The sequence below is a fragment of the Nocardia sp. MH4 genome (genome assembly GCF_019266065.1).
GTDB classification, from domain to species: domain Bacteria; phylum Actinomycetota; class Actinomycetes; order Mycobacteriales; family Mycobacteriaceae; genus Nocardia; species Nocardia canadensis.
On sequence record NZ_LPNR01000094.1, the window covers coordinates 14,269 to 30,786 of the forward strand.

General features: G+C 70.1%; 19 protein-coding genes and 1 pseudogene. 8 read left to right on the forward strand and 12 right to left on the reverse strand.

Translation table 11 applies throughout. The features are described from left to right. Positions 1 to 2: 2 nt before the first annotated feature. Both ATM97_RS12760 and ATM97_RS12765 read right to left on the reverse strand, forming a co-directional pair. Positions 3 to 2,330, reverse strand: a complete 2,328-nt coding sequence (locus ATM97_RS12760; RefSeq protein ID WP_218718215.1) for an MMPL family transporter — start codon at positions 2,328 to 2,330, stop codon at positions 3 to 5. Positions 2,331 to 2,620: 290 nt separating this feature from the next. Continuing rightward, the gene (locus ATM97_RS12765; RefSeq protein ID WP_308248462.1) at positions 2,621 to 3,694 is read right to left on the reverse strand and encodes a lycopene cyclase family protein; all 1,074 of its coding nucleotides are present in this window, start codon (positions 3,692 to 3,694) and stop codon (positions 2,621 to 2,623) included. Between the two features lie 109 nt (positions 3,695 to 3,803). Here ATM97_RS12765 and ATM97_RS12770 point away from each other — a divergent pair, with 109 nt between their 5' ends. The 4 genes from ATM97_RS12770 to ATM97_RS12785 all read left to right on the forward strand — a co-directional run bounded on the left by ATM97_RS12770 (position 3,804) and on the right by ATM97_RS12785 (position 7,994). Further along, positions 3,804 to 4,721: a Ku protein gene (locus tag ATM97_RS12770; protein ID WP_218718216.1), complete on the forward strand. Its 918-nt coding sequence runs from the start codon at positions 3,804 to 3,806 to the stop codon at positions 4,719 to 4,721. A 15-nt stretch (positions 4,722 to 4,736) separates the two neighbouring features. After that, entirely contained in the window at positions 4,737 to 5,282 is a 546-nt protein-coding gene (locus tag ATM97_RS12775; RefSeq protein ID WP_218718217.1) for a GNAT family N-acetyltransferase, read from the forward strand. Positions 5,283 to 5,301: 19 nt separating this feature from the next. Beyond that, positions 5,302 to 6,564, forward strand: a complete 1,263-nt coding sequence (locus ATM97_RS12780; RefSeq protein ID WP_218718218.1) for an FAD-dependent oxidoreductase — start codon at positions 5,302 to 5,304, stop codon at positions 6,562 to 6,564. A 248-nt stretch (positions 6,565 to 6,812) separates the two neighbouring features. After that, positions 6,813 to 7,994, forward strand: coding sequence for an MFS transporter (locus tag ATM97_RS12785; protein ID WP_255587651.1), 1,182 nt, complete (start codon positions 6,813 to 6,815; stop codon positions 7,992 to 7,994). On the opposite strand, the gene ATM97_RS12790 is transcribed toward ATM97_RS12785, so the two are convergent. From ATM97_RS12790 to ATM97_RS12800, 3 genes are read right to left on the reverse strand one after another with little or no spacing between them, the layout of a single operon-like run. Then, the gene (locus ATM97_RS12790; RefSeq protein ID WP_218718219.1) at positions 7,948 to 8,124 is read right to left on the reverse strand and encodes a hypothetical protein; all 177 of its coding nucleotides are present in this window, start codon (positions 8,122 to 8,124) and stop codon (positions 7,948 to 7,950) included. The genes ATM97_RS12785 and ATM97_RS12790 overlap by 47 nt on opposite strands. Further along, complete coding sequence (locus ATM97_RS12795) at positions 8,121 to 8,270, reverse strand: hypothetical protein (RefSeq protein ID WP_218718220.1); 150 nt, start codon at positions 8,268 to 8,270, stop codon at positions 8,121 to 8,123. Before ATM97_RS12795 ends, ATM97_RS12790 begins: the two co-directional genes overlap by 4 nt. After that, entirely contained in the window at positions 8,267 to 8,506 is a 240-nt protein-coding gene (locus tag ATM97_RS12800; protein ID WP_255587653.1) for a helix-turn-helix domain-containing protein, read from the reverse strand. The genes ATM97_RS12795 and ATM97_RS12800 overlap by 4 nt, the downstream gene beginning before the upstream one ends. A 187-nt stretch (positions 8,507 to 8,693) precedes the next feature. Between ATM97_RS12800 and ATM97_RS12805 the strand changes: the two genes are divergently transcribed. From ATM97_RS12805 to ATM97_RS12815, 3 genes and pseudogenes are all read left to right on the forward strand, one after another. Further along, a complete protein-coding gene (locus ATM97_RS12805; RefSeq protein WP_218718221.1) occupies positions 8,694 to 9,566 on the forward strand; it encodes a MetQ/NlpA family ABC transporter substrate-binding protein in 873 nt (290 codons plus the stop codon). Continuing rightward, positions 9,563 to 10,575, forward strand: a pseudogene (locus ATM97_RS12810) (methionine ABC transporter ATP-binding protein). Before ATM97_RS12805 ends, ATM97_RS12810 begins: the two are co-directional and overlap by 4 nt. Then, complete coding sequence (locus tag ATM97_RS12815; RefSeq protein ID WP_218718222.1) at positions 10,575 to 11,237, forward strand: methionine ABC transporter permease; 663 nt, start codon at positions 10,575 to 10,577, stop codon at positions 11,235 to 11,237. The pseudogene ATM97_RS12810 and the gene ATM97_RS12815 overlap by 1 nt, the downstream one beginning before the upstream one ends. 67 nt (positions 11,238 to 11,304) lie before the next feature. Here ATM97_RS12815 and ATM97_RS12820 read toward each other — a convergent pair whose 3' ends face one another. From ATM97_RS12820 to ATM97_RS12830, 3 genes are all read right to left on the reverse strand, one after another. Next, complete coding sequence (locus ATM97_RS12820; RefSeq protein ID WP_218718223.1) at positions 11,305 to 11,805, reverse strand: DUF4189 domain-containing protein; 501 nt, start codon at positions 11,803 to 11,805, stop codon at positions 11,305 to 11,307. A 92-nt stretch (positions 11,806 to 11,897) separates the two neighbouring features. Beyond that, the gene (locus ATM97_RS12825) at positions 11,898 to 12,455 is read right to left on the reverse strand and encodes an NADAR family protein (RefSeq protein ID WP_218718224.1); all 558 of its coding nucleotides are present in this window, start codon (positions 12,453 to 12,455) and stop codon (positions 11,898 to 11,900) included. Between the two features lie 67 nt (positions 12,456 to 12,522). Beyond that, on the reverse strand, positions 12,523 to 13,746 hold the full coding sequence (locus ATM97_RS12830) for a CdaR family transcriptional regulator (protein ID WP_218718225.1): 1,224 nt from the start codon (positions 13,744 to 13,746) through the stop codon (positions 12,523 to 12,525). Positions 13,747 to 13,903: 157 nt separating this feature from the next. Between ATM97_RS12830 and ATM97_RS12835 the strand changes: the two genes are divergently transcribed. Beyond that, entirely contained in the window at positions 13,904 to 14,539 is a 636-nt protein-coding gene (locus tag ATM97_RS12835) for a TetR/AcrR family transcriptional regulator (protein WP_218718226.1), read from the forward strand. 60 nt (positions 14,540 to 14,599) lie between these two features. Here the strand turns inward: ATM97_RS12835 and ATM97_RS12840 are convergent, their stop codons facing one another. The 4 genes from ATM97_RS12840 to sufU all read right to left on the reverse strand — a co-directional run bounded on the left by ATM97_RS12840 (position 14,600) and on the right by sufU (position 16,518). Then, complete coding sequence (locus ATM97_RS12840) at positions 14,600 to 15,028, reverse strand: DUF4189 domain-containing protein (protein WP_218718227.1); 429 nt, start codon at positions 15,026 to 15,028, stop codon at positions 14,600 to 14,602. A 127-nt stretch (positions 15,029 to 15,155) separates the two neighbouring features. Next, entirely contained in the window at positions 15,156 to 15,530 is a 375-nt protein-coding gene (locus tag ATM97_RS12845; protein WP_218718228.1) for a hypothetical protein, read from the reverse strand. 128 nt (positions 15,531 to 15,658) lie between these two features. Beyond that, positions 15,659 to 16,042: a metal-sulfur cluster assembly factor gene (locus ATM97_RS12850; RefSeq protein ID WP_218718229.1), complete on the reverse strand. Its 384-nt coding sequence runs from the start codon at positions 16,040 to 16,042 to the stop codon at positions 15,659 to 15,661. Further along, entirely contained in the window at positions 16,042 to 16,518 is a 477-nt protein-coding gene (sufU, locus tag ATM97_RS12855) for a Fe-S cluster assembly sulfur transfer protein SufU (RefSeq protein WP_218718230.1), read from the reverse strand. The genes ATM97_RS12850 and sufU overlap by 1 nt, the downstream gene beginning before the upstream one ends.

Below are 16,518 nucleotides of genomic sequence, written 5' to 3' on the forward strand. Positions count from 1 at the left end.
GGTCAGTCCGCGGACTCCCGTCCGGCGGCGGCCAAGCCCTCCTCGGCGCGGGCCGCCTGCGCGCGCGCCAGCGGGTCGTTGACCAGGGTCTCGGTCTCGGCCACCGGCCTGCCGGTGGTGACACCCAGCGGATCACGCACGGGGACATCGTGATTCAGCGACCGGCCGGCGCCGCCCTCGTCCAGGCCCCACCGATCGTGCAGGCGGCGCAGGAATTCCGGTGCGTACCAGTTGGCGTCGCCGAGCACCTTCATCGCGGCGGGCAGCAGGAAGCCGCGCACCAGGGTGGCGTCGACGATGACCGCCAGCGGCAGGCCGATGCCGAAGGCCTTCATGAAGGTGATGTCGGAGGCCAGGAAGCCCAGGAACACCACCGAGATCAGGATCGCGGCGGCGGTGACGATGCGGCCGATCCGCTCCAGGCCGAGCGCGACGGCGGTGTCGTTCTTGCCGGTGCGGTCGTACTCCTCGCGGATGCGCGAGAGCAGGAAGACCTGGTAGTCCATCGCGAGACCGAACGCGGCGGCGAACAGCATCACCGGCACGGTGGCGGACAGATCGCCGGTGACGGTGAAGCCGAGCAGCCCGGACAGGTGCCCGTCCTGGAAGATCCACACCAGCGCGCCGAAGGTCGCGGTCAGGCTCAGCGCGCTCAGCACCACCGCGAGCACGGGCAGCACCACGCTGCCGGTGAGCGCGAACAGCACGAGCAGCATCACGATCACCACGAAACCGAGCGCCCAGGGCAGGGCGTCCTCGATGGCGGTGATGGAGTCGACGTTGGCCGCGGGTACGCCGCCGACCAGCAGCTCGCTCGGCGTCTCGACCGCGCGCACCTGCCCGACCAGGTCCGACAGCGCGGCGCTGTCGGTGGTGGCGGGCACGATGGACAGGTAGACGGCCCGATCCGCCCGGAACCGGGCGTTGGCCGCGGTGGGACCGGTGAGCAGACCGCCCTGGGCGTAGCTGCCGGTCGCGGTGTCGACCCGGCGCACGTGCGTCAGATCCGACATCCGGCGGGCGATGGCGTCCACTCCCGCCGCGCTGTAGGCGCTCTCGGGCAGCACGGCGACCAGGGGGTTCTGGTCGCTCTCGCCGAAGTCGGCGTGCACGATCTCGGTGACCTGGCGCGAGGGCATCGACGCGGGCAGGCTGCGCTCGTCGGGGAAGCCCAGCTGCACGCCCAGGAACGGCGCGCCCAGGATCAGTAGCAGCGCGGTCACGGCCAGGCCGATCGGGATCGGCTTGCGCATCACCGCGGTGGCCAGCTTGTGCCAGGCGCCCTCGCCCGGAGCCGGCCGCGGCGCCCGCAGGAACCACCAGCCGAGCTGGCCCTTGTCGATGCGGGTCCCGAGCAGCAGCAGGGTCGCGGGCAGCACGGTCAGCGAGACCGTCGCGGCCAGCGCCGCGACGAGGATGCCCGCGTATCCCATCGACCGGATCGCCAGCAGCGGGAAGAACAGCAGACCGGCGAGCGCGACGGCGACCGTCAGCGCCGAGAACGCGACCGTGCGGCCCGCGGTGCGCAGGGTGGTCGCCACCGCGCCGGCCGGGGTGCGGCCCTCGGACAGTTCGTCGCGATAGCGGTTGACGATCAGCAGGCTGTAGTCGATGGCCAGACCGAGGCCGAGCAGGGTGGCCACGTTGGTCGCGCTCACCGAGAGCGGCGTGAACAGGGTGAGCATCCACAGCGCGCCCATGGTCGTCAGCACGGTCACGAACGCGACCAGCAGCGGCAGACTCGCCGCGACCAGCCCGCCGAAGACGAACAGCAACGCGAGCAGTGTGAGCGGGAAGGCAATCGCCTCGCCCTTGGCGATGTCGCGCTTGCCCTGCTCGACGGTCTCGTGCATCAGCATGGCGAAGCCGCCCGCCCGCACCTGCAGCGTCCCGTGGGTGCCGCTGAGCTCGTCGGCGATCGCGGCGACGCGTTCGTCGATCTCGCGTTCGCTGCCGAGCACACTGGCCACGATGAGGCCCTGCTTGCCGTCGACACTGCGCAGCGCGGGCTGGTGGGTGGTCCAGTAGGAGGCGACGTCGGTGACGCCCTCGCGTTCCTGCAGGTTGGCGACCAGCGCCGTTGCCGCGGCAGTGGATTCGGGGTCCTCGACCGAGGACTCCGTCTGTACCAGCAGCAGCAGGTTCGGCGGTGACTGCCCGAACTCCTCGCGCAGCACCTCGAGCGCTCTGCTGGATTCGCTGCCCGGGTCGGTGTATCCGCCGCCCTCCACCCGCTCGAACAGCGTGGCGCCGAGTGCGCCGAGCACCACCGCGAGCACCGCGAACACGCCGAGCACCCAGCGGCTGCGCCGCTTGGTGAATTCGAACACCGATATTCCCCTAACTAGTCACGCAACTGGGCGGCACGCACATCGACGCGCGGGGCTGGGGGAACTCCCGGCCATCCGCCTCGTCGGCCCGATCCTGTTGGCGGGTGGGCGCGTTCGCTCGGCGATGGTAGCAACTTCGTGGCGCCGCCGCCGGGCCTCGGGCCGACCCCGCGCACACCCACCGGATCCGGGTCAGCGACCGGTCCGCTACACCGCGCCGCGCGAGCACCGCTCGTCGTGCTCGGCGCGCCAGCACCCGGCACGTCGGGCGGTCGCGATCGGGCCGGATCTCACCCGATTCCGGCCACCGAGATCACCAGGGTGCGGCGCAGGCGCGGAGGTAGCGCAGCGAACAACGCGCGCATCGCCGCCAGGGTGCCGCCCAGGTCGTCACCGGACAGGTACGACCGTTGCAGCGTGTCGGGCAGCGCGAAGAAGGCGGCGAAGAAGATCGCGACGTCACGCGGCGGGAGCGCCAGCAGCGCCCGCAGACCGGCGCGGCGCAGGGCGGCCACGGCGCGCGCCCGGCCGGTCCACGCAGTCCCGCCCGCGACGACGAGGTCGGCCGCGCGCAGCGAGGCGGCGACGCTGTACCCGGTGGCGGGATGGGTCAGGCCACCCGCGGCCCCGAACCGGCCACCGCCCGGCCTGCCACCTTCCACGGGGAAGCGCACCCGCTCGACCGGTTCCGCACCGGTGACCGCGATGCCGCGGGCGCGCAAGCGGTGTTCCAGCCTGCGCCGCAGCACCTCGAGCCCGAGAGCGGGCCTGCCCGCGAGGCACGTTTCCTCGAACAACATGGTGTCCGGGCCGAGCGGGACGACGTAGAGGAACGAGGCCGGATCATCGGTGCCGGCGCCGTTGTCCGACCGCCAGTCCATGAACAGCGTCGGCTGGTCGGCGTCGAGGGCGTCGCGGCGGACGACGATGCCGTACGCCGTCTGCTCGGCCCGGCGTGCCGATCTGGTCAGGCCGCGGGCGTCGATCACCCGGCCGGCTCGGGTGATCCCGCTCGCCGTGCGCACCGTGCCCGCCCGCGCGTCCAGGTCGACGACTCGATCGGCGATCACCTCGGCACCGTCGATCGTCAGCGATCGTTGCAGCGCCGCGGTATCGAGGACCTGATAGGCGCGCTCGAGCCGGTGCTCGCCGAGCGCCCAGGCCGTCGGCCGGTCGACGGTCGCGGCGACGACCGCCGGGTCGAGCCAGTCCGGCAGTTCGTCGGCCCAGGCGGCATAGGTGGGCGTCCAGACGCGGTCGGGGTGCGGATCGATCACCGTCACCGGCCGCCCACGGGTCAGGGCGCGATGGGCCACCGCCCGGCCCGCGGGGCCGAGTCCGCAGATGATCAGCTCGGCGTGCACCCGTCGATTGGATCAGACGCGACGATTTCAAGCACCGCCGCGTCACGGACGGGCACCGGTTCGGCGGCGGCCGCTCGCCCCCGGGCGATATCTCGGCCATCATGGGGAAATGAGATCGATCTGGAAGGGCTCGATCGCATTCGGGCTGGTCAATGTCCCGGTCAAGGTCTACACCGCGACCGAGGACCACGATATTCGGTTCCATCAGGTCCACGCCAAGGACGGCGGCCGGATCAAATACGACCGTGTCTGCCAGGTGTGCGGCAATTCCGTCCAGTATTCCGACATCGACAAGGCCTACGTCTCCCCCGACGGCGACCAGGTCGTGCTCACCGACGCCGATTTCGCGAAACTCCCCGCGGCGGAGAAGCACGAGATCCCGGTGCTGGAATTCGTGCCCTCCGAACAGATCGACCCGGTGCTGTTCGACAAGAGCTACTACCTCGAACCGGATTCGGCCACGCCCAAGGCCTACCAATTGCTGGCCGCCACCCTCGAGCGCATCGACAAGACCGCGCTGGTCCACTTCACGCTGCGACAGAAGACCAGGCTGGCGGCATTGCGGGTGCGCGACGGCGTGCTCGTGCTGCAAACCCTGCTGTGGCCCGACGAGGTGCGTGCCGTCGACTTCCCGGCCCTCGACGACGCGCCCGCGCCGCGCCCGCAGGAATTGAAGATGGCCGAGACGCTGGTCGAATCCATGTCGGGCGATTTCGATCCCAGCGAATACACCGACGAATACCAGATCGAATTGCAGAAACTGCTCGACGAGGCGATCGCCAGCGGCTCGGGCAAGGTGGAGTCCACCGCGGCGGCCGAGCCCGCCGAACAAACCGATGCCGAGGTCGTCGATCTGGTCGCCGCGCTGCAACGCAGTCTCGAGGCGAGCGGCCGCCGCGACGCCGACTCGGCGCAGGCACCAGCGAAGAAGGCGGCGAAGAAGGCGCCCGCCAAGAAAGCGGCGCCCCGGAAAGCCGCGCCGAAGAAATCCGCCGACAGCAAGACCGCGGCGCGCAAAGGCGCGTAGGGCAGACTGGCCCGCATGGACTCCTCGATCGCTGTCGTGCCGATGGGGCTGGGACATCTGCGTCAAGTCCTCGATCTCGGCCACCAGGTGTTCGACACGACCACCAAGCCCTACACCTCGTGGTCGCTCACGGCGGTCGCCGAGCATCTGGACAGCCCCGACAACGCCTGCTGGGTCGCCCTGGACTCCGACCGCGTCGTCGGCTTCGTGCTCGGCTCGATGGAATTCGAGCACCGCGACGACTGGGCCTACCTCGAATGGATCGCCGTCGCGCCCGACATGCAGGGCCACGGCATCGCCCGGCGGCTGGTGAACGTGTGCTCGGAGGCGCTGTTCGCGCGCGGCGCCCGCCATATCGTCACCGATGTCGAGGACCGCAACAGCGCCTCGGCGGCGCTGATGACCAGCACCGGCTTCGTGCCCGCCGCGACCGTCACCCTGCTCGTGCGCCCGAACCCCGACGAGGCGGGCGGCGAACAGCCGCTGCCGCCGATGTCGGCCACCACCCGCCACGATCTGATCCGGCGCGGCAGGCTGTCGGTGGAGCACCCGCGCCGCTGAACGGGCCTATCCTCGACGGGTGGCTCCCACCGCACCGGACGAGCACGACTCCGCCGCGCTGACCGTGGTCGGCGAGGTGTGGTCGCCCGCGTGCGCGGCCATTCGCACCTTCCTGAGCCGTAACGAGATCGCCTGCCGGTGGGTGCGCCCCACCGATCCGGCGGGCCGGGAGCTGCTCACCGCGCACGGCTTCGACGCCGCCGACACCCCCGTGTTGATCGGGCCGGACGGGCGCGCCCTGCGCCCCGCCGACGAGGAACAACTCGCCCGCTGGGCCGGGCTGCACACCACGCCGAGTTCCGGCGGCTACGACCTGCTCATCGTCGGCGGCGGGCCCGCGGGGATGGCCGCCGCCGTCTACGGCGCGTCCGAAGGGCTGCACACCGTCCTGCTCGAACGCTGGGCGATCGGCGGGCAGGCCGGGCTGAGTTCCCGCATCGAGAACTATCTCGGCTTCCCCGACGGCATCTCCGGCGCCCAGCTCACCGATCGGGCGCGTCGCCAGGCGGGCAAGTTCGGCGCGGAACTGGTGATCAGCCTGGCCGCCGACGCGCTCACGGCCGACGCCGACGGCGTCACGGCGCACTGCGGCGCCACGACGGTCACGGCGCGCTCGGCGATCATCGCCACCGGCGCGACCTTCCGCACCCTCGACGCGCCCGGCATCGCGGACTTCGCCGGTCGCGGCGTCTACTACTTCTCGGCGCTCACCGAGGCGCCGCTGTGCTCGGGGGCCGACGTCTACATCGTCGGCGGCGCCAACTCGGCGGGCCAGGCGGCGGTCTACTTCGCCAGCTGCGCCCGGCGGGTGTTCCTGCTGGTCCGCGCCGAGTCGCTGGCGGCGCGGATGTCGACCTACCTGATCGAGCAGATCGAGTCGATTCCGGAGATCCACGTCCGCACCGGCACCGAGGTCGCCGCGGCGGCAGGCGGCACCCACCTCGAACGCCTCACCCTGCGTGACCGGCGTACCGGCGCCGCCGAGGAGGTGGCCGCGACCTGGCTGTTCGCCTTCATCGGCGCCGACCCCGCCACCGGCTGGCTCGCCCCCGGGTTCGCCCGCGACGACAACGGCTATCTGCTCACCGGACCCGACATCGCGGCCGCCCCGCTCGCCGCCGCGCGCTGGCCACTGCCCCGGCCGCCGCTGCATCTGGAGACCACCGTGCCCGGCGTCTTCGCCGCGGGCGACGTGCGCGCCTACAACGGTCGCCGGGTGGCGGCCGCCGTCGGCGAGGGCTCGATGGCCGTGATGCTGGTCCACCAGTATCTGGGCGACTGAGCGCCGAAAACTCGGCGGCGCCGAGGATTTCGGTGCGGTAGTTTGGCGATCGTGACCACCGCTACCGAGGCCGACAGACTCTAGCCACCGGTCCGCCGGTGGCCGTTCCCGACGCGACGACACCGTGCCGACAGGCACGGCGGTTCGTCGTGCTCCGAACACACCGGCCGGCCACTGTCTGCCCGTTGTCGCGCGTCCCCCTGTCGCCGGGACGCGCGCAGTCAGCTCGGTACCAGTGGGAGTCTGCTATGCCTCGATGGTTGGTGGCGCTGTTCGCCGCCTCGTTCGTCTTCTACACCGACGATTACGTGATCGCCGGTGTCCTGCCCGAGATCGCCCGTGATCTCGGTGTGCGTCAGGCCGCGGCCGGTCAGCTCGTGACGGTCTTCGCCGTGACCGTCGCGATCGTGGCGCCGGTCGCCGGTGTGCTGCTCGCGCGCGTCGCGCGCCGCGCACTGCTCGTGACCTGTCTGGGTGTCTTCGTCGCGGCCAATCTCGGCGCGCTGCTGACGCCGTCGTTCGGTGTCCTGATGGGGTGGCGGATCGTGGCGGCCGCCGCGGCCGCGGCCGCGACCCCGTCGTTGTTCGCCACCGCGTTCCAGCGGGCGCCCGACGGCAAGGCGGGCCGCTATCTCGCCGTGGTGACGCTGGGCGTGACCGGCTCGATCGCGGTCGGTGTGCCGATCGGAACCTGGATCGGCGGCGCGTACGGCTGGCGCGCGAGTTTCGCCGCGATGGCCGTCGGCGGCGCGCTCGCCCTCGGTGGGCTGCTCGCAACCCTGCCCCGGCAGCGCCCCGACGGGGTGGTGCCGGACTGGCGAGCCCAGCTGCGCAGTCTCGGTCGGCGACCCGTGGCGGTGGGCCTGCTGGCGAACGTCTCGCTGATGACCGGGTCGATGATGATGCTCACCTATCTCGCGCCGTTCCTCACCGAGGTCACCGGGTCGGGCGTCGATGCCCGTGCGGTGTCGTTCGGGCTGGCCGGAGTCGCCGGGATCGCCGGAATGTGGGGCGGTGGCGTGGCGACCGACCGGTGGGGTCCGCGGCGCGCGCTGGCGGCCGGGATCACCGCGATCGCGGTCTCGATGGGATACCTGGGGGTGACGTGGGTCGTGCGTCCGGTGCCGATCGCGGCGGTGCTGCCGGTCCTCGCGGTGTGGAGCACGGCCGCGTTCTGGAACGCGCCCGCGATCCAGGCCCGGCTGGCGTCGCTGACCGGCCCGCTGGCGCCACAGGCGTTGGCGCTCAACACCTCCGGCACCTACCTCGGCGTCTCGCTCGGTGGTCTGGTCGGCGGCGTCGCGCTCGGCACGTGGGGCGCCGCGGCGCTGCCGCCGATCGCGGCCGGGTTCGCCCTGGCCGCGCTCGTGGTGCTCGCCGCCGCTAGGACGCAGCGGCGGGCACCACGCCCGCGGCGAGCGCGTCGGTGACCATCCGGGCGACGATGCGCGCGAGTTCCGGTGCGCGCGTGGGGTCCTCGTCGAGCACGACGATCCACGCGAACAGCGGACCGAGCAGCAACGCCTGCGATCGCCGGATCGGGGCGACGAGCCAGCTCACCCCGGGCGATCGCGCGGTCGAGCAGCATGCCGATGACGGAGTTGCTCGCCGGTCCGCTCGATGAGCGCGGCCAGGTCGCCCTCGAGCGAGCCGGTGTCGGCGGGAGGGGCCTCGTCCAGGCCGTGCAACACGACCGCGACCGTCATTCCTGCTTGGTGGCGAAGCGGCGGTAGATCGTCGCCTTGCTCACCCCGGCCCGCGCCGCGACCGCGTCGACGGTGAGTGCCGCGTACCCGGACTCCTTCAGCACGCCGGTCTCGAAGATCCCGGCGTAGCCGGTCTCGGCCCGGATCGCCGCGACGACCTCCGGATCGTGGTACAGGGTGAGCGGGAAGATCTCCGTCGCCCCGATCGGCACCAGGGCGTCACGGGGCGGGCACACCCACCGCCGGCGTGACCGGGACCGGGAGCACCAGCAGACGGCGCAGGAATCGCATCGTCCGCAAACTAGACGCCCGTCCAAGAGTTAGCGAGGGTTTCGCTCGAGGCAACGCAAACCGTTGTTTCCGCGTACGAACCACGGCTTGGATGACCGGGTTCACCCTCAGCGAGCAATTCGGGAGTATCAAGTGAAATTCCGTCGGGTACTGGCGATCCCGGTCCTGGTAGCAACCGCGGCCCTCACCCTCACGGCGTGCGGTTCGGACGACACCGAGTCCGGCACGGTGGTGCGTATCGGCACCACCGACAAGGACAAGGCCTGGGACGTCTTCGAGCAGAAGGCCAAGGAGCAGGGCATCACGCTGAAGATCACCAACTTCTCCGACTACAAGCAGCCCAATGCCGCGCTGTCGCAGAAACAGATCGATGTCAACCTGTTCCAGCACCTGCAATTCCTCGGCCAGTACAACGTGGCGAGCTCGGACACGCTGACCCCGATCGGCTCGACCTACATCGTGCCGCTGGGCCTGTACTCCACCAAGCACAAGGCACTGGCCGACATCCCGGCCGGCGGTGAGATCGCGATCCCCAATGATCCGACCAACCAGGCCCGCGCGCTGTTCGTGCTCCAGGCCGCCGGACTGCTGAAGCTGACGGGCTCCTTCGCCCAGCCCACCCCCGCCGACATCGACAAGGGCGCCTCCAAGGTGAAGGTGACCCCGGTCGACGCCGCGCAGACCGCGCTGTCGCTGGCCTCGGTCGACGGATCGGTGATCAACAACACCTTCCTCGACCGCTCCGGCATCGACCCGCAGTCGGCCCTGTACAAGGACGATCCGAAGAACCCGTCCGCCGAGCCGTACATCAATGTGATCGTCACGCGGGCCGAGGACAAGACCAACCCGACCTACCTGAAGCTGGTCGAGATCTGGAAGGACCCGGCCGTGGCCGCCGCGCACGCGGAGGTCACCAAGAACACCGCGGTCGCCGTGACCCGTCCGGGCGCCGAGCTCGAGCAGATCCTCGACCGGGTGCAGCAGGGCATCCGCGCGAACAAGTGAGCGCACCCGACGCCGCCGTCGAATTCCGTTCGGTCACCAAGGTCTTCGGCCGCGGCGCCGAGCGGCACGTCGCGCTCGACGACGTCGATCTGCGGATCGAGGCGGGCGAGATCTTCGGCGTGATCGGCTATTCCGGAGCGGGCAAATCACCCTGGTCCGGCTGATCAACGCCCTGGAGAAGCCCACCTCGGGCACGATCACCGTCGCCGGCGCCCCGATCACCGGGGTGCGGGAGTCGGCCGTGCGCACCCTGCGCCGCGATATCGGCATGGTGTTCCAGCAGTTCAACCTGTTCCGGTCGCGCACGGCCGCGGGCAATATCGAATATCCGCTCAGGGTCGCGGGCTGGAAGCGCGCCGAACGCAAGGCGCGCGTCGCCGAGCTGCTCGACTTCGTCGGCCTCACCGACAAGGCGCGCGCCTATCCCGATCAGCTCTCCGGCGGTCAGAAGCAGCGCGTCGGCATCGCTCGTGCCCTGGCGACCTCGCCGTCGCTGCTGCTCGCCGACGAGGCGACCTCGGCGCTGGACCCGGAGACCACGGCCGAGGTGCTGCGGCTGCTGAAGAAGATCAATGCCGAGCTCGGGGTGACCATCGTGGTGATCACCCACGAGATGGAGGTGATCCGCGCGGTCGCCGACCGGGTGGCGGTGCTGGCCGAAGGCCGGATCGTCGAATTGTCGCCCACCTTCGATGTCTTCGCGGCACCGCGGGCCGCGTCGACCCGCTCGTTCGTGGCCACCGTGCTGCACAACCGGCCCGACGCGGCCGAACTCGAGCGGCTGCGCGACCTGCACGGTGGCCGGCTGGTCACCGTCGACGTCGACGACGACAGCGGGATCGGCGCCGCGCTGGCCGCCGCGGCCACGGCCGACGTGCGCTTCGAGATCGTCTACGGCGGGGTGAGCACGTTGCAGGACAAGACCTTCGGCAGCATCACCCTGGCGCTGCACGGTCCCGACGACGCGGTGGACCGCGTGATCGCCGACCTGGAGCGGAGGGCGCGCTGATGGAGACCAACTGGGAGAAGTTGCGGCCCACGCTGTTCGAGGCGATCGGGACCACCGTCTATCTGGTGGGCGTGACCTTCGTGGTGGCCGGGGTGATCGGCCTGGCGCTGGGCACCGCGCTCTACACCACCCGCAAAGGCGGGCTGCTGGCGAACGCGCCGCTCTATCTGGTGCTCAACGTGCTGGTCAACATCGTGCGCCCGATCCCGTTCATCATCCTGCTGGCCGCGCTGGGTCCGGTCACCCTCGAGGTCGTCGGCACCACGATCGGCACCGAGGCGGCGCTGTTCGTGATGATCGTCGCGGCCTCGTTCGGCATCGCCCGGATCGTCGAACAGAACTTGGTGACGGTCGATCCGGGAGTGATCGAGGCGGCGCGCGCGGTCGGCGCGGGTCCGCTGCGGATCATTCTCACGCTGCTGATTCCGGAAGCGCTCGGGCCGCTGATCCTCGGCTACACCTTCGTGGTGATCTCGATCGTGGACATCTCCGCCATGGCGGGCACGGTCGGCGGCGGCGGCCTCGGCGATTTCGCGCTGGTCCACGGCTATCAGCAATTCGATTGGGAAGTCACGATCGTGGCGACGCTGATCATCATCGCCGGCGTGCAGGGCGTGCAGTTCTTCGGCAATTGGCTGGCCCGGAAGGTATTGCGGCGCTGAGAATATCGGCGACGAAGAAAAGCGGGGTGCGGACCGAATCGGTCCGCACCCCGTTTCCGCTCGTTCGTCAGACGTTCGCCGTGCAGGCGGACAGGATGACGCTCGCCGCGCGCGGCGAGGCCGAACCCGGGTCGGGGAACGGCGGTGCGCTGATCCCGAGCACATCGATCGCCGAGCGCTCGGCCGCGGCCAGGGAGTGATCCCAGGACCAGCCGAAGCGGTAGTCGGCACCCTGCGCGACGGCGCCGCAGGCATTGCGGAACTCGACGACGATCTGGCAGTCCCAGACGCCGCACTCGGCCAGCGCGGCCTGGCTCGCGGCCGCCCAGCTGCCGTAGTTGACCGCCGAGGCGACCACGGCTTCCTTCGACGACAACGCCAGCGCGCCGTAGAGATCACCGGCGGCGGCCTGGAAACCACCGTCGCGCGAGACGGCCGTGTAACCCGGCGCCTCGGCGATCGCCACCCCGCTCTCGGCCGCCGCGGCCGAGCCCGCGTTCACGACGGTGAACGCGGCCACCGCGGACATGGCGGCCACACCCAGGGCATATTTGCCCACAACAGACATCAGTGAATCTCCCCATCGAAAAGTCGGCTTCGAGGTCGAAGCCGAACCAATCATGAACCGCCGCACGCGCCATCGAGAAATAGCTTTCCCGCCTAGCTCGCCGCGGCCAGCACGTCCCGCGCCCGCATGAGAGCGAAACCGAGCAGGTTGAGGCCCTGCCACCGGCCCGGATCGGTGGCGCGCGCGTCGTCGGCGGCCAGCCCGATGCCCCAGATCCGGTCCACCGGACTGGCTTCGACGAGCACGCGCGCGCCGGTGCCGAGCAGATAGGCGCGCAGGTCGTCGTCCTGGCCGAATTTGGCCACGCTGCCCGCGACGACGATCTCGAAGCGGGCGCGCTCCCAGACGGTGTCGTCGAAGGCGCGGATCTGTCTGCCCAGCTTCTTGGCCACACCGGGATGGTTGGCCTCGAGCACGCGGGCGGCGGTGCGCTCGTCGTCGAACAGCAGCGCCTTGCGCCACATCATGTAGTGCTCGGCGCTGCGGAACGCGGTGCCGTCGACGACGAAATCGGTGGGCCACCACTGGCTCAGGCAGCTCGCACCGATCGTGCCGTCGGGGCGTGGGGTGTGCCCCCAGAACGCCAGGTACTTCGGTGTCGCACCCTGCTCGATCGCCTGGCGCAGCTGGTCGACGGTGTCGACGGTCATGATCCCTCCCCGGTTTTGGTCTAGTGAACCATATATCGGGGAGTCGGCCTCCGCCACCGGTTTCCGGTCAGGCCAGGCGCGCTTCCACGGTGGGGCCGGTGTGGAAGCTGCGCGCGATCATCGCCGAGCGCAGTTGCCACAGGCCCGAGCCCTGGGCCGGGTCCAGGCCGGTCAGCTGGGCGATGCGGCGCAGGCGATAGTCGACGGTGTTGGTGTGGATGTGCAGCAGGCGGGCCGTGCGCCTGCGATTCATATTGTTGGCGATGTGCACCCGCAGGGTCTCGAAGAGTTCGGGGTGGTCGTCCAGCGGCGCGAGCAGCTCGCCGAGGCGGGCCCGGCCGGGACCGGGACGGGTGAGCTGATACTCCAGGGCCAGGTCACCGAAGCGATAGAGGCCGGGTTCGCAATCGAGGCGTTCCACCATGTCGAGCAGCTCGTGCGCGCGCTCGGCGGCCGCCGGGATCTCCTCGATGGTCGCTGGGACCAGCGCGCCGGTGACGTCGACATCGGCCGCGCGCGACAACGTCGCGATCAGGGCGTCGATGGCGGTGGTGTCCATCAGCTCGGCCGGGACAAGCAGGGTTCCACCGTCCACCGACAGCAGCGACAACACCTGGTCGCCACCGTGGTGCGCCAGCGCCGCCTGCACCCGGCGCAGTGCGCGCCGGGCGACCACGGCCCGGTCGACCCGCGGGTCGGCGGCCTCGCCGCGGCGCCGGATCGACAGCGCCAGCACCGAATACGCGTCGGCGACGGCGATCCCGCACTCGCGCGCCATGGTGACCGTCGACTGGCCCGCCAGCAGTGCCGAGGTGAGCGTGTGCACGGCCGTGTGGTGCTCGCCCGCGACATCGCGGTGCTCACGGATGTAGGCACGGGTCACGGTGGTGCACAGCTGATCCGAGATCGCGACCGCCCGGCGGAAGCCGTCGAGCAGGCTCGCCCGGTCGTCGTCGGCGCCGGCGTCGAAGACCGCGTCGAAACTCAGCCGCACACCCTCGTGGAAGGCGTGCAAGATGGCGTCGATCGGCACACCCTCGCGCGCCCAGCCCGCCGCGGCGACCGAGAGCCGGTTCAGCCGCTCGGTCTCGTCGCGACCGTCGAGCATCCCGCCGACGATCTCCAGGCACAATCGGGTGACCGCGGTGACGTCACCGGAGATCGCGTCGCCGGGCAGCGTTCGACAGGTGGCCACGGTCTCGACGAAGTGGCTCACCAGCGTGCCCGACAGCGTCCGGACATCGCGCAGCGGCTGCCACATCGGGGCTCCGTCCACGGGGATCGTCATCATCGTCGACTCCTTCCACACCGCGTCGGCGGGGCCGGCGGTGGTTCAGCTGCCGTAGTGCCCGGCCCCTGTGATGGCCTACACTCCGGTTTCTCCGTGATCATGACTCTAGGATGAGCAACTGCTCACCTTCTACTCCTCTTTCGACCGAGGTCGCCGAATGCCACCGCACGCCGATAAGCAGCGCAAACGCCCCAAGCAGGATCGGGCGAAGGAAACCCGCACCCGCATACTCACCGTGTCCGCTCATCTTTTCGGCACCCGCGGTATCGGCAACACCTCGACCAACCGGATCGCCGCCGAGGCGGGCATGAGCATCGGCACCCTGTACCGGTACTTCACCGACCGCGACGAGATCGTCAAGGAGCTCACCGACAGCCTGTTCCTGCAGGTCGAGGACCGTTACGCGCGGTTGCTCACCGTCTCCGCCGACAAGCCGCCGCGCGACGCCGTCGCCGAGGTCATCCGGATCGCCGTCGAGATCCTTGTCGCCAACGGCCCCCTGGTGCGGGCCTTGGTGGCCGATCTGCACTTCTACGGCAGCGGCATCCCGGAATTCGAGCCCCGGCTGCGGATGATCATGAAGCTCTACCTGATCCACCTGCTCGGCCCGACCAAGGACATCGATGTCGACACGATGGCCTTCGTCGTCCTCAACGCCGGTTTCGCCACCGCGCTGCGCTCGGTCGAGATGGAGGACGACGGCCTCGATCGCGAGGTCGTCATCGACCACACCGCCGACATGATCGGCGCCTGGATCGCCTCGCTCACCGAGCCGGAGCCGGAGCCGGTCTAAGCCCACCCACCGCGAAGGGCCCGGATCCCTGCGGATCCGGGCCCTTCGGTGATGCGGTGATCAGCGCGCGTTGGCCGTGCAGATCGTCTTGACGACGTGAGCCCCGCTCAGCGCGGCCGAACCCGTGTTCGCCAGCAGCGCCCGCGGTTCCAGCTCGCCCAGGGTGGCGTAGGCCGCGGTCTCCGCCTCACGGCTGGTGGCACCCGTGCCGACCCCGATCGCGCCGCCGTCGCCCTCGACGATGACACCGCAACCGTTGGCCCAGGAGGCCCAGATGTGGCAGTCGGCGAAATCGCAAGCGGCGAGCGCTTCGTCGGCGGCGGCCTCGGCGCTCGGCTTGTTCACGCTGTAGGCGAAGGCCCACTCCGCGTCGCTGAACGAGATCGCCGCGTGCAGGGTCTCCGCGTTCGCCGCACCGGCGCCGAAGACCGAACCCGCCGCAAGGCCGAGCGCCGCCACGGCGAGACCGGCCTTACCCAAGAAACTCATCGAACAATTCTCCTCTGGAAACTGCCCCGGAAATCCGGAGCCCCCAGATCATCGCCGAACACCGGCGTACATCCAATACCATTGAGCAAAATCACAGCGCGACAAACGAAGACATCACCGCGCGAACTCACCAGGGCCCGACGACGAATTCCAGCAGCGCCAGTCCGAGCGCACCCAGAAACGCCGCGCACACGCCGGCCGCGCCCGCTCGCAGATATGTCCGCCGGGTCGGCGCCGGATTCCCCCATGTCATCAGCAGCGCACCCAGCGCGCCCGCCGCCGCGAGCACCACAGCGCCGCCGAGTACCAGGTAGAAGAGGCTGCCGACCGCCGCGGTCAGGGCGCCACCGATTCCACGGGTATAGCCGACGAGCGGCACGGGGAATCGATAGACAGCAGCGGTCGTCGCGGCCGCCACCGGCGCGAGAACTACCGCGGCGACGCCGCCGACGAGCGCGTGTCGACCGCGTTCGGCGACAATGCTCCTGCTCGACTCGGCCATTCCTCCATAATGCTCGCCCCGCCCTCGACCGCAACCACATATCGGCCCACAGCGGCGATTTCGACGGTGGCGCAGAGACCGAAAAAGGTCCGGATTCCCAAGGAATCCGGACCTTTTCGCGATGTTCGCTAGACCGTGAAGCCGAGAGCGCGCAGCTGTTCGCGGCCGTCCTCGGTGATCTTGTCCGGGCCCCACGGGGGCATCCAGACCCAGTTGATCTTCAGGTCCTCGACCAGGCCGCTGCGCACCAGGGCGTTGCGGGACTGGTCCTCGATGACGTCGGTCAGCGGACAGGCCGCCGAGGTCAGCGTCATGTCGAGGGTGGCGACATTGTCGTCGTCGACGGACATGCCGTAGACCAGGCCGAGGTCGACGACATTGATGCCGAGCTCGGGGTCGACGACATCGCGCATGGCCTCCTCGAGATTCTCGAGGTGCTCGGCCTGTTCGGGCGTCAGCTCCACCTCGGGAGCGGCGGCCTCGGTGGCTTCGACAGCCGGTGTCTCACTCATCACGCTTCCCCATTTCCCATGGCAGGCTTCACTTCTTCGGCCGAGACGATCCGCACGACGGCGTCCTTGAACGCCATCCACCCCAGCAGCGCGCACTTCACGCGCGCGGGGTACTTGGCGACGCCGGCCAGGGCGATACCGTCGCCGATCACGTCCTCGTCACCGTCGACGGTGCCGCGGCTGGAGATCATCTCGCTGTAGGAGTCGACCACCTTCAGCGCCTGCTGCACCGGCAGCCCGATCACCTGATCGGTGAGGATCGAGGTGGCGGCCTGGCTGATCGAGCAGCCCTGCCCGTCGTAGGAGACGTCGGCGACCTCGCCCGCGTCGTCGATGTGCACGCGCAGGGTCACCTCGTCACCGCAGGTCGGGTTCACGTGGTGCACTTCGGCACCGAACGGTTCCCGCAGCCCGCGGTGGTGGGGATGTTTGTAATGGTCCAGGATCACTTCCTGGTACATCTGCTCCATGCGCAT